General features: G+C 46.9%; 7 protein-coding genes. 1 reads left to right on the top strand and 6 read right to left on the bottom strand.

Annotation, left to right across the window (positions count from 1 at the left end; translation table 11 throughout):
- Positions 1–165: 165 nt before the first annotated feature.
- The 4 genes from EQP46_RS04665 to rnt all read right to left on the bottom strand — a co-directional run bounded on the left by EQP46_RS04665 (position 166) and on the right by rnt (position 6,520).
- Positions 166–2,499 (bottom strand): VolA/Pla-1 family phospholipase, encoded by a 2,334-nt coding sequence (locus tag EQP46_RS04665; RefSeq protein ID WP_129492523.1) that lies wholly within the window; start codon positions 2,497–2,499, stop codon positions 166–168.
- 42 nt (positions 2,500–2,541) lie between these two features.
- Positions 2,542–3,795, bottom strand: coding sequence for an outer membrane protein transport protein (locus tag EQP46_RS04660; RefSeq protein ID WP_129492522.1), 1,254 nt, complete (start codon positions 3,793–3,795; stop codon positions 2,542–2,544).
- A 442-nt stretch (positions 3,796–4,237) separates the two neighbouring features.
- The gene (locus EQP46_RS04655; RefSeq protein WP_129492521.1) at positions 4,238–5,569 is read right to left on the bottom strand and encodes an outer membrane protein transport protein; all 1,332 of its coding nucleotides are present in this window, start codon (positions 5,567–5,569) and stop codon (positions 4,238–4,240) included.
- Positions 5,570–5,848: 279 nt separating this feature from the next.
- Positions 5,849–6,520, bottom strand: a complete 672-nt coding sequence (gene rnt, locus EQP46_RS04650; protein WP_129492520.1) for a ribonuclease T — start codon at positions 6,518–6,520, stop codon at positions 5,849–5,851.
- A 249-nt stretch (positions 6,521–6,769) separates the two neighbouring features.
- On the opposite strand from rnt, the gene motY reads away from it, so the two are divergent.
- Entirely contained in the window at positions 6,770–7,657 is an 888-nt protein-coding gene (gene motY, locus EQP46_RS04645) for a flagellar protein MotY (protein WP_129492519.1), read from the top strand.
- Between the two features lie 99 nt (positions 7,658–7,756).
- Here motY and EQP46_RS04640 read toward each other — a convergent pair whose 3' ends face one another.
- Together EQP46_RS04640 and EQP46_RS04635 are read right to left on the bottom strand one after the other, a co-directional pair.
- The gene (locus EQP46_RS04640; RefSeq protein ID WP_129492518.1) at positions 7,757–10,663 is read right to left on the bottom strand and encodes an HD domain-containing phosphohydrolase; all 2,907 of its coding nucleotides are present in this window, start codon (positions 10,661–10,663) and stop codon (positions 7,757–7,759) included.
- Positions 10,664–10,894: 231 nt separating this feature from the next.
- Positions 10,895–13,795, bottom strand: a complete 2,901-nt coding sequence (locus EQP46_RS04635) for an HD domain-containing phosphohydrolase (RefSeq protein WP_129492517.1) — start codon at positions 13,793–13,795, stop codon at positions 10,895–10,897.

Below are 13,795 nucleotides of genomic sequence, written 5' to 3'. Positions count from 1 at the left end.
CAAACCACCTCGTCATCCTTGATGAGTCAAAAGGTAGCTTGGGTATCACCTTGCGAAGATCACAGTTTGCGTTTTTTTTTAACGTTGTCGAGAGGAATTTGTAAAGAAGAGAGAAATAAAGAAAAAGGCCAGCAGTGCTGGCCTTTTGGGGGGATTTTATTTAGCTTATTCAAGCACGCTTGTGTCCGATACTGAGTAGTCTTCTGCTACACCACTCAAGAACTGAACCAGCTGAGATTGCATCTCAGTGGTATGGCCTAGATCTGCTAAGTTTGCATCTTGAGGCGCAATCACAGAGCTGTGCTGGCCAACATCACTGAACTTCGTAAAGTTTCGACCATTGCTGGTGGCTTGTGAAGCGCTGTCTACAACAGCCAAGCCTAAGCTTGTGGCGAGCGGTATAGTGCCTGCGAAGGGAGCGTTTGTTACTGCATTAGGCACGGTGTCATCATCTTTTACCTGCTGCATGTAAATTGGAAGTCCATCTAAGACGTTTGTACCCTTATAATCATTGAGTGCAACAAGGTTAAATGGATCAACCGCGTCAATCACCGTTTGCGCGGCATAAGCAAACTGATTAATTACGCTTTCTTGCTCTGCAGCTGGCACACCAGCCGTCACCTGCGAACGAACCAGTGGGCCAAATGACTCTGAACCTAAAAGCAGATTTACGATTTGCCCACCCGTGTTTGCTGCCGCAACGCGAGAGAATGTAAATAAGGTATCTGCTGCGCTATTGTCCGTGGTAGCAGTGCTAAGCGTATTGTTAGCAGTGGCGACAGTGCTAAACCCGGTGATTCCTCCTAAAGAATGACCAAACAATGCTGGGTGAGTAGTCGCAGTATTATCCAGCGTGGCCAGTGGTGTATTGGTAAATAAACCTGCCGCTTGCGAGAGCGTAACAGCGGCGCGAAGACCGACATTGTCTAGGGCACTTTGGCGTAAGTTATCACGTCCTACTGGCAAGTAAGCCAAGTTGAGATAGTTAGTTGCGTCAACATTGGCCGAGCGAGTTGAATCCAAGCTACGTTCCCCGTGTATAGGTTGGTCAATCGCAAGTACCGCAATATCCTTACCTAACCCTTTCGCACCATTGATAATGTTAGCTGCAAACGCATACGCATTTTCTTTCGCTGACGTAATACCATGTTGATAAATCACTAACTCAACCGCACCAGAAGGGGTTGTCGGTGAGAATAGAACAAAAGGAACATCATCCAACGATTTTACCTGAGGGATAGGGCTGAATCCGGTGATGATCCGCTCAGCATCCAATTGAGCGCCATTTGCTCCTGTTAACGTTAAACCGACAAGCTTGAGTCGCTCTGTTACATCATCCGCCAGCTTCGCTGTATCAACACCTGCCGCTGCAAGTTGTTGAGCCACTGTGCTGGCGTTTTCATCACCGAGCGCGCTCAAAATGATAGCAAGGCTTGGCATCCCAGATTCGAAGGGGGTAGTGTTCCAATTAGCTGCTCCTTTTTCGAGGAAATAAGGCAGTTTAACGGTTCCCTTTGTGACGGTAACGGTATTGGCGGCGTACGATCCCACGAGCAGTGGCGCTATCGTTCCATTAGGGTCGATATAAGTCGCAAAGTTTGTATCAGCTTGAATTGCGGTTGCATAGTCCTCACCGGATGCTGGGACAGACATTAGGTATGCTTGTGATAGATCAACGTTGTTTGGGTTGGCAGAACCTTTCCAGATCGCGTTGAAATCACCAACACCGGACGCAATTGCCGCTTTTGTGGCATATAAGGTGCTGCCCACGGATTGGGTCGTAAACCAAGAACTATAAACAATATCCTGAGGCTGGACGCCTACCGCTGAGAATATGGAATTAACCCCTTGTGTAAGCGCACTGGCGGGTTTTAGTGATTCCACCAACGTTGGGTTTGAGTCTGAAATCAACGTCGCGTAAGAGCGGGTCATGCCCACGCCGTCGCCGTTTTTATCTGTAAACGCATTAGAGATTGCAAAGGCGTATTCGGAAGAGGGCTCAAGTGCTTGGGTAAAAACAACGATGGCAGACTCAGCGCTCGTAATGACATTAAAGTCAGTACCAAGTTGAAGTACCTTTTCTACGGAAGGATCGCCGTCTCGATCTGTTAGGCTCTTCGTTAATTTAACAATGCTGATCCCTGTGGTTGCAAAGCCATCGGCAAGGCCTGCGCCTTTAAACGATAGGCTCATTGGCATTGACACTGGCCATCCGTCCATCGTTCCCATTGCTGCGGCTGGATTTGATAGGGCATTGTCGCCACGTGTTGGAATATCTAGCGTTCCATCAGTTTGGTTCATCAAAAGAAAACTTGGCCCCGGAATGCTAGCGTCAGCCCCGGCCAATTGGAAATTAACTTGTGTTGGTGCGTTCAAGCTGTCCTGGATGTAGTCTTCATAGCTACCGTTTGCGCTTCCACCGCTTAATTCTGATTCACCGCCACATGCCGTTAAACCCAATGCTGATGCTAGAGCAAGTACAACTAATTTCTTGTTCATAGGTAATCCTTTATTCATCTTCAATACTCCCTGGATAAATGGCTAGAAGCTGTAGTTAGCTTGCATCGCACCGATATAAGCAGCCCCTTTTGCAGAGAACGTACGTTCTCCCGTCAGACTGGTTTCGGTGAAGGTTCCAGATTTACTGGCGATATAGGTAACGCCAGCATCGAAGGTTAAGCGAGGGGAGTAGCGATAGGTTGCACCAGCAGAAAACCAGTAGCGATCAGAGTCAGGAATACTCAGTGTTGATTTGCCTGCTTTCTCATCAAAGGCAAAACCTGTGCGAACGGTCCAGTCCTCAGAGATGTCATACGTTGTGCCTAAAGACCAACGGAATACACTTTCATAATCTTCTTTTTTGTCGAAACATACACCCTGAATACCATCAGAAGTACATTGAGCATTGGTTGCTTTTAGCTCTGTGAATGAACTCCATTGGCTCCACATCATGCTGTAGTGCACTGCAAGGGAAGGGTTTAGTTGGTGAAAGCCAGACAATTCAGCAATGGCGGGCAAAGGAACAGACAAATCACCAGTGACCACTTGTCCAGCGGTGTTGGTAACTTGACCAGTGTGGTCAGTGAATTCACCTTCGAAATCGAGATCGATTTGTGAGCGATAAGCAATGCCGAAGCGATTATCTTTGTCTAGCTCAAACAGCGCGCCTACGTTCCAACCAAACCCCCATGTATCGCCTTCCATGCTGATGAGTTTGTCTGAGAAATTGTCGGTGTTGAAGCTAGGAGCAAGTGCACCAACATGACGATTTAATTCTGCAATGGCATAAACCACGTTAATACCCGCACCAAAACTCACTTGGTCATTAAGGCGATACGCAATAGAAGGGTTGAGGTTTACGCTCGCGAGTGACGTGTCACCTGCTACATCGCCCGCTTCAAATGCATCTGGGTAGTCTGTTGCGACGCCGTAGACAGTGTATAAGCCGACGCCCCATGCCCATTTATCATTGATCGGGCTAACGTAATAGGTGGCGGGTACGAATTGCATGGGCGCAACGTCCGACGCTTTTTGATTGTTGCTGGTATCCGTGATGTCTATTTCTGGGTCAACAATGTGAAGAGCTGTAGAGAGTTGTGCTTCCTTAAACATGGTCATTTGTGCAGGGTTGCGTCCTATGACTGATGCGTTATCAGCGATGGCGGCGTCACCGGCATACGCTCGGCCTAACCCGCTTGCAGAGTGTTCTGATACCTGAAACCCCGCACTCCATGCGGATGGCGCAGCTAATGCAACTGCCAGTGCAATCGCTGTTCTTGATAGTTTTTTTGACATACAGCCTCTCATTCCAATTGAGCAATGGGTCGCTAAGCAACCTAAACGCAATACATTCAATGGGTTGAAACAGCAGAACGGCTTTTATAGGTTATTTTTAAGCTGTTCAGATTACTTCGGAAGCTAATATGTCACGGTATGAATAATTGTTAAATAGCTGTTAAATCACCTGTAAGTGTCTTAATTTTCGGGATTTATTGTCCAGTTTCAAAACTGACGTTTGAAGTAATTACACTAATCAAGGCTTTTTATCAGATAAACCCTAACAATTAAGGGGTTGGTCTATATTTTGACGCGATGGATATGTGAACGTATGTTTAAAAATGGAAGGGCGAGACGAAATTCTGCATTTCAATGGGTTACATTCACATTTCATTAATGTGACAGGCAACAAAAAAGCCGATTGCAAAGAATCGGCTTTTCTTATTAATGAAACAAGTTGTTAGAAGGTGTAGTTGGCACTTACGCTGTAGATATAAGCATCACCGCCAGCTTCGAATTCAAAAGCAGTACCGCTTTCAGTTTCGTTTCCTGTTACTGTGTCGCCTTTCAAGTAAGCAAAACCACCGTCAATAGTAAGCGCTTTTGTTGCTTGATAAGTTGCACCGACAGTATACCAAGTACGCTCACTATCTGGGATGCTCAATGTGCGGTGAGAACTTGGAACAGGACTTTCATCCAAAGCTAAACCTGCACGTAATGTCCATTGTTCGTTCAAAAAATGAGTTGTACCAATAGCGTAGCGCCATGAATCATCCCATTTTTCATCTTTCTGAAGGCAGACGCCGTCAGCAGCATTAGGGGAGGATGCACAATCGGTTGTAGCTCCAGTTGCTAACAATTCTTGAAAACTGCTCCAGCCAATCATCATTGCGCTATAGTGTATCGCCCATTTTGGCGCGACTTCATGATAACCAGAAAACTCGAAGATATCAGGTAAATTTAACTCCAGTTCACCGTTAACTTTTTGGCCTGGCTTTCCGGCATAAGCAGTATTAACACCGTTGTAATCACCTTCAAGGGTAATATCTGTTTGTGAGCGGTAGGATATCCCTAAACGGTTTTTTTCATTAATTTCCCATAACGCACCAACGTTCCAACCGAAACCCCATCCGTCTCCTTCAAGGTGAGATACAACATCAGTAGGCTGCGTCACACCAATATTCGCTAAATTTGAAGCATTTGAGCCGTATACCGCTGCACCAGCATTTCGGGTTAGTGAAGCATCTGCGTATATGGCGCTGATACCCGCACCCAAACTGAACTGTGGCGATATTTTATAGGCGTAATTTAAGTTGAAATCTACAGTTGCCAGTTCAGTTTCCCCTGCGATAGGTCCCGCTACTGAATCGGATGGAAACTCGGTCGCTAACCCAAAATTCGAAAATGCTGAAAGGCCAATTGCAGATTTGTCATTTAGAGGACGAACATAGTGAATGTTTGGTACAAAAGCGTCTGGAGCGACTCCACTATGCTCTGAAGACGTATTCGGGATAGCGGCCGGTGGATTACTACCAACAGATGTCACTTTTGCATCAACATCAGGCTGGATAAATGAAATACCACCTGAAACTTGGGCTGAATCAAACATGGTCATTGCAGCAGGGTTGCGCACAGCTACGGCTGCATTGTCCGCAATTGCTGCCTCACCCGCAAAAGCTCGGCCTAGGCCGCTCGCGGAATGTTCACTGATTTGGAAACCTGCACCGTGTGCTTGGAATGTCGCTACAGCAATCGCTGTTGATAGTAAGGTACGTTTTGTTAGACGGTTCATCTAAATGCCTCTCTTTCACTGCTTTATTGTTTTATCCGCTATCCCTGCGGGTTGACCGAGACAGGTGGTGCGGTTCAGTTCTAAGAGAGTATAAGCATGGAATTAAAAATGTAGGTTTTTTGTTATCAATAGTTTGCGCAAGATCTAACCTATTTTTTCGGCGGTGATGAGAGTGATTTCATACTTTTGTTTAAAACGTGCGATTGACAAGGTGGGAATAACGGCGGATCGCCTTATTTTTCATGCAGATCCGCCTGTTAAATTTTTGAAGAGGATGCGTTACTCTTCTGAAGTTTGTTCGGAATCACTTTCCACAGGAACGACAGGCCAGCCGCCCAATTTCTTCCATCTGTTAACAATCTCGCAGAAAAGCTCTGCGGTGCGCTCGGTGTCATAGAGGGCCGAGTGCGCTTCACGGTTGTCGAAGGCAATACCTGCGGTTGCACACGCTTTTGCTAATACGGTTTGACCCAAAGCAAGGCCGCTTAGTGCTGCCGTATCGAAGGTAGCAAAAGGGTGGAAAGGGTTACGCTTTAGTGCGCTTCGCTCGGCGGCTTCCATGACAAAGCTATGATCAAAGTTGGCATTGTGCGCCACCATGATAGAGCGTTGGCAGCCTTGTGCTTTTTGTTCTTTGCGAATGAGCTTAAAGATTTCTTTGAGTGCATGTGACTCATCAACAGCACCTCGAAGTGGACTGAAAGGGTCACGAATGCCATTAAACTCCAAGGCTTCTTTCACCAACACCGCGCCTTCAAAAGGGGCAACGTGAAAGTGCATTGTTTTGTCTGGCATTAACCAACCTTCTTCATCCATTTTCAGGGTGACGGCACAAATTTCCAGAAGCGCGTCTGTTTTTGCATTGAAACCTGCCGTTTCAACATCAACGACAACTGGGAAATATCCACGAAATCGTGCTTTTAGGGTATTTAGGTTGGTTTCTTGGCTCATGTCTACAAAGGTAAAAGTAAATCAGGTAGGCATTATGGCAGAAGCGACGCGGGTTCTAAAGGCATCTTCCCCTTAGTTATGTATATACTGCGCCCATTGCTAACGAACGAATTACGTTGTTACCTCAAATCTTGCCCACGTTTTCTGCGTGACAGGGAATGTGCCGTCTAAAATAGACCTAAAGAACTGCGCGTGTTTTCCGATACAATAAAGACTTATTCATTCACTTGAACAGGACGTAGCCCTGCCATGACATTCGCCAAGCCTTTTACGCTGTTATCGCTTTGCATTGCTGCTAGCACCTTGCCTGTGACAGCGAATGCCACCAAGTTGTATGGTGCAAAGCCAACAGAATCCGTTTGGCAAATGACGGTGGACTCTCCAATTGAGTGCCGCGTTGAACACATGATCCCCAATTTTGGCAATGCGACCTTTACGTCTCGCGCCAGTAAGAAAATTAACCTCGACTTTGAATTGCAAATGCGTCGCCCGATGGGCAAGACCGAAAACGTCGCGTTGCTGTCCATGCCTGCGGTATGGATGCCAGGAGACCGTGCGGAATATATCGATCGTATTCGTTTCTATAAGCAGTTTGATGGGTACGTCGATGGTCAAACAGCGTGGAGCATGTTGGCCGAGCTGGAAGATGGCCGCTTTCCCACTTTTAGCTTTAGAGAATGGCAGAGCAAGGGAAAACGCGTCGATGTGTCTCTGTCACCGGTGGCTTTTCAAACGAGCTATAACGAATTCAGCAGCTGTGTAGACAGACTATTACCTTATTCATTTGAAGATATAGCATTTACCACGCTGCATTATGACGACAATGGGGATGAGCTTAATAAATCGTCTATGGCGAAGCTGGCACAAATTGCCGAGTTCGTTCGCTACAGCCCTGACATTGATTTGGTGTTGCTGGCGACATACACAGACGGCCGCGGTGCGAAAGCTGCGAACCAAAAATTGTCGGAAAAACGCGCGAGAACCTTGGAAGGCTACTTCATGTCTCTCGGATTACCGAAAGATCGCATTGGTATTGAAGCGTTTGGTGAACGTCGACCGATTGCGGAAAACGATAGCCCAATTGGACGAAACAAAAACCGCCGCGTTGTGATATCTCTGGGTCGCTCGATTATCTGATCATTCGATGAATGGTGTCGCGCGCTAGGCGTTGACAATGCGTGACGATGTGAGTGATGAAAATCCCCGCTTTCGAAAGGAATGCGGGGATTTTTCGCTTTAGGCTTCGCTCACTGTTTTGGGCTTTGCTTTTTGTGCGGGTTTGATGATGGCCAGCAATGCTGCTTCATCAACGCTATCGCGCTGAGATGCAGGCAAGAACGCCTCTGCGTATCGTAGGTATACTTTCTCTTCAATGAAGATCCTATAAAGCTTCGGATCGATATGCTTATCCTTGGCCATAAACGCGAGGATTTTGAGTGCTTCGCTGAGCGATTTGGCTTTCTTATAAGGGCGATCGCTGGCGGTCAACGCTTCGAAAATATCGGCAACTGACATGATACGAGCGTCTATGGACAAATTGGTGTCATCCAATCCATAGGGATACCCTTTACCATCAAGTTTTTCATGGTGTCCGCCCGCAATCTCAGGGACGCGCTCCAAGTGCTTAGGGTAAGGCAGCTTTTTAAGCATATTGATGGTTTGGATGATGTGGTCGTTGATAATGAAACGCTCTTCTTCCGTTAACGTGCCACGTTGGATCGACAAGTTATACAGCTCGCCACGATTATATTGAAGTTCAGGGATAGCTAGGCTAAATTCCCAGTTTTCAAAGGTCTCTTGTTGCTGAGAAAGCCAAGGAATATGGTGGTACAGATCATCAGAAAGCACCTGTTCTTTGCAAGGCAGTGCGCGTGATGGCATTTGTTTGCGGCGGCTTTCCTCTTCCCACGACAGGCCAAGCGTGTCGTCAATGGTGCGATGCCAGGTACGTAGTGCAATGGTTTTGAGACGCGTAATGCTTTGTTCATCCATGAATTCTGCGCCGACATTACTTTTTGCAACGAACGCAAAATCATCATCCAGCGCATCAAGTTCTTTTTTCAACCAAACATCGAGTTCCTGTTGAGGCATGCCTTCGGCACGTTTCTTCCAATACTGAATTTCTTTATCGCGTTTTAACACTTCAAAGCGTGTACGCACTTCGTGGATACGGTTGTAAATGGTTTCCAATTTAGTGGCTTTATCGACGACATATTCTGGTGTTGTCACCTTGCCACAGTCATGCAACCACGCAGCGAAATACAGCGCTTCTCGTGATTGGTCATTGAGGGTAAAGTCAGGGAAATAGGCGGTGTCTTTATTGACCGCATCCGCGAGCATAAAGGTGAGCTCAGGAACACGTTGGCAATGTCCGCCTGTATACGGTGATTTGGTATCGATCGCAGAAGCCATCATCTCAATAAAGGATTTGAAAAGATGCTTTTGCGCAACAACGCGATCCCAGTTTTCTTTGATCAGCGAAGCGAAACCCAAAAACTGACGAATAAAGGGAAGCTTCTCTTCTTGTTTTGCAGTGACAGGGCGATTAAAGCCAACCATGACATAGCCAATGCAGTCACCATCTCGATTGTTCAATCGTAACAACCACGCATGGTGGAGAGTCGAAGGCAAATTACCGTTGTCTTGCTCTACCACTGTCGGCGCAAAACTCACGAAGTTTTGGTCAGAAATCTCTTTCTGAATACGTGTTGACGTAGACAGCAGTTTTTCCAGATGAATATCGCTGCCACACGTTGTTGATGGATATTGGGCTGTCAGTTCGAGTGCATCGCGATCATTGGCTGAATTTGTCCACATCAAGACATAGTTGGCATCTGTCGTTTGTTGGCAATGTAAAACGATGTCAGTCAGAAGCGAGTCAAAGTTCGAGCTGTGTGAGACGCGGTGCAAGGTATCTAGAAAGCCACTGATGGTGTCTGACATCATGCTGATGGACTCAGACAATTCTTTGACTTCAACGACATTCGATTTCACTTTCGATACGGTAGAAAAATCGAATTGGCGAATTCTCTTCGTAGCTTCACCCAGTTTTTTCAGTGGGGTAGCAATTCTTGCTGATGCGACTAAGACCATGGCTGTACCAAGGATTAAACCTAAGAAGCTAATGACGATTTGATTGTTTCTCGCGTCAATCGCACTGCCTATTAATTGTTTCTCTGGAATGGCTTTTGCCAACCAAAGGCCACGCTCGCCACCAAACGTGATACGCGCCAAACTGAGCATCCATGTTTCTCCACCATGCTCGACATTGATGGATGTTTTTTGCCAATCGCTGGTTTTGTAGAGGTGGTTCAAGGGGGAAGCTGCAAGGGCTTGAAGGTGCTCTTTCTGTGAGCGCCCCGATGAGGCGTCGGGCAGGAAGCCAGTGTGTGCGAAAATTTTACGGCTGTCGTCGAGTAACATAAGCTGGGTTTCTTCTGAGTCCACCAAGCTATTGAGGAAGCTAGACAGGGAAGCAAGGGTGATATCCGCCGCGATAACCCCATCATTGTCTGGTAACTGGCGTGACAGCGTAATCCCCATGCGTTGAATGAAGAAATAAAAATACGGATCAGTAATGTGGATCGCGCCGTTCTCCGGCGCAACCTTATACCAAGGTCGCGTGGTCGGTTTATAAGTGATGTTATTTGTGTCGATGGAGATGAAATTCAGCTTTTCGTCGTAATAAGAACGCACCTGAAGTCCGTTGTTATTATTGATGTCCACCATGATGTGGCTGTTGTCGGGTGTGGAAAATTGGTGCCGCATAAAAGCAGGCTTGGTGGAGCGAATAAACGCCGATTCTTCCGACGGATACCCGACATACACTGACAGGACATCGGGGTTGTTTTCCATCACGGCATTAATGGTGGAAAGCCATTGTTTATCGTTAGAGGCATGCAATTGACGACCATACTCAGACACCGCAAGAGAATCTATGGCGGTAAGGACGGGCAAGGTGAGCTTTTGAAAGGCGAGTTTCACTTGCTCTGCGTTTTGACGGGTGCGTTCTTCTGCAAGTTCTTGATTGAGTGCTTTCGAATTTTGGTAGCTGAGCACGATTAAGAGAATGGAAAGCGCAGACACCACGGAAAAGAATATCCCAGCAATGTGTATCTGAAGAGTGTAGCGACGGTTTAGCATCCTGGTTGTCGTCTTGTTAATGAGACATTGTGTAGAGACTACCAGATATAATTTCGCGCTTTATGGTTTCACTCAACCATTTGAATTGCATCACGAATATTTTAAGTTGCTGATAAATCGCTCATTCATTGAATGAGCATCAACACACATCATCATGTGTAATGAAGAAAGAAGCACAGCCTTTATTGTCTGGCCGTGCTTCTTTTTACTCTATTTCTCGGTGCGGATGTTCTACGAGGAAACTGTCGTTGTGTCTTTTTGCGGCGGAGTGACGATGGCAAGTAGCGTTTGTTCATCCACGTCATCGTGCTGTTCTTTTGGTAGGAATGCATTGGCGTATTGCATGTAGATTTTTTGCTCGATGAAAAGCTGGAACAAATGAGGATCGACGTGACGATCCTTTGCCATAAACGCCAATATTTTCAATGCTTCGCTAAGCTTCTTCGCTTTCTTATAAGGGCGGTCACTCGCCGTCAATGCCTCGAAAATATCCGCGACGGCCATGATGCGCGAATCAATCGGCAGATTGGCGTCAGACAGGCCATTGGGGTAGCCTTTGCCGTCCAGTTTTTCATGGTGTCCGCCTGCAATTTCTGGAATGCGACGCAGGTGTTCAGGGTAGGGCAGCTTGTTCAACATATTGATGGTTTGAATGATGTGGTCGTTAATGTTGAACCTTTCCTCGGCGGTCAAGGTGCCGCGCTGGATGGATAAGTTATAAAGCTCACCGCGATTAAATTGAAGTTCGGGTACGGTGAGCTTGAACGTCCAATTTTCAAAGGCTTTCTTCTGGCTTTGCGTCCAATGGATTTCTTGGTCGCTGGTGTCTGTTAGTAGGTGCTCTTTGCACGGTAAGTCATGATCCCCACGACGCTTGCGTCGCTGTTCCTCTTCCCAAGACAAACCCAGTGTATCGTCCATGGTTCGCATCCACGTACGCTGAGAAATGCGCTCCAATATCTCGATGTTCTTTTCATCCATGAACTCGCCGCCAATGTTCGTTTTGGCCACAAAAGCAAAATCTTCATCGAGTTTGCGGTGCTTTTCTGTGAGTATCTGTTTGAGTGATGCCGAATCACCACCTTGTGTTATGGCCTGCCAATACTCTATTTCGGCGTCACGTTTTAACACTTCAAACCGCATCCGAATTTCATGTATGCGGTTATAGATGGTTTCCAGCTTAGTGGCTTTATCGACGACGTATTCTGGCGTGGTTACCTTGCCACAATCGTGAAGCCAAGCAGCAAAATATAAAGCTTCTCGGGATTTTTCATCCAATGTGAAATCAGGGAAAAGCTCGGTGTCTTTGTGGGCGGCTTCTGCGAGCATGAATGTGAGTTCAGGAACGCGCTGACAATGCCCGCCCGTGTAGGGCGATTTTGTGTCTATCGCCGATGCAAACATTTCGACAAAAGACTTAAACAGGTTCTTTTGCGCCGTAATGTGGTCCCAGTTTTCTTTTATCAGGGACGCGAAGCCTAGGAACTCTTGAATGAACGGGATCTTTTCCTCTTGTTCAGGTGTGACTGAATGGTTGAATCCGATGAAAACAAACCCGACGCGCTCATCTTCTCGGTTGTGCAGTGGCAGCACCCATGCTCGTTGTAATGCTTCAGGAAGGTGCCCCGTCACCTCGACGCGATCTTGTGGCGTGAAGGTATAAAAGCTGTGGTTGTCCAATGCGGCCGCCATGTCTGGCAGGTCTTCTAACAGTTGGGCAAAATCAATTTGGGTCGCGCTGGTGGCTTCGGGAACATGTGCGGCGAGCGACAAGCAATTTCTGTCTTCCATGTCCGCTGCCCACAATAATACATAGTCCGCATCAGACGTCTTCTTACAGTGGGTCACCATGTCCGTCAGTAAGGACTCGAAATTGGAATTGTTAGACACTCGGTGCAAAGTATCGAGGAAGTCGGCGATGGTTTCTGACATGACGCCGATGGAAAGGGCGAGTTCTTTCACTTCAATAATGTTGGAATCGGGTGTTTTTACACCTGCGAAATCCAAATGTCGGATACGTTCGGTGGTTTGGTTTAACAATTTCAATGGCGTGGCAATACGCGCCGCCGCCCACAGTACGAGCAACGAGCCGACCCCAAGGACGAAAAAGGCAATGATGATTTGATTGTTCCGCGCTTCAATCGCGCTGCCGATCAGTTTTGTTTCTGGAATAGCATTAGCAAGCCATAACCCTTTGTCTTCCCCAAACGTCACATGGACAAGCGTGATCCGCCAAGCCTCGCCGTCAAACATCACGGTTGTCGATGATTCGGCCAATGTGTCTTCTTTGAATAAGCTGTTAAGGGGCGATTGTGTCGCTTCATTTTTATAGGTTTCTTGAGACGTATTTTCTGGTGCATTTTCCATGATACCGCTTTGGGCCAGGATGGTTTTGTTGTCATCGAGAAGCAGCATTTTCGAGTCGCCCGAAAAGGGCAGCGATTTGAGGAAATCGGCCAGTGATGCCAGTGTGATATCAGCAGCCAACACACCACCACTTTCCTTCATGCGTTTCGAGATCGTGATCCCCATGCGTTTGATGAAGATATAAAAGTAGGGGTCAGTGATATAGATGCTGCCGTCAGCAGGTGTATCTCGATACCAAGGCCGCGTGGTTGGTAGGTAATCAATGGTGTTTTTTGTTTCACCAATGAAGGCCAGATTATTGTCATAGTAGATGCGCGATTGGGCGCCACCCGTTTGATTGATGTCTACCATGATGTGGCTGTTCTCAGGCGTTGAGAACTGTTCTTTCATAAACGCGGGTCGGGTCGAGCGAATAAATGCGGAGCTTTCGTCTGGGTAGCCGACATAAATGGAAAGCACGTCGGGATTGATGTCCATGATGGCCTCGACAGAGGCGAGCCAATATTTGTTGTTGGAGGCGTCGAGATCATTACCAAAATCAGATTCTGCCAAGGTATCGAGCGCGGTTAGGACAGGGATGATTTTCCTGTCGAAAGCCAATTTTATCTGATCAGCACTCTGCGCCATTCTCTCTTGCGCTAATTGTTCATTGAGCGCTTTTGAATTTTGATAGCTCAATACGATCAGTAGTACAGCCAAGATAGACATGACGATGAAGAAGATACTGGCGATATGAAGTTGTAATGTACTTTTAGTTCCGAACAT

The sequence above is a fragment of the Enterovibrio baiacu genome (assembly GCF_004120195.1).
In the GTDB taxonomy this organism is placed as follows: Bacteria; Pseudomonadota; Gammaproteobacteria; order Enterobacterales; family Vibrionaceae; genus Enterovibrio; species Enterovibrio baiacui.
Note: the sequence above shows the minus strand (reverse complement) of the source record. Positions and strands in the feature narration are given on the sequence as shown.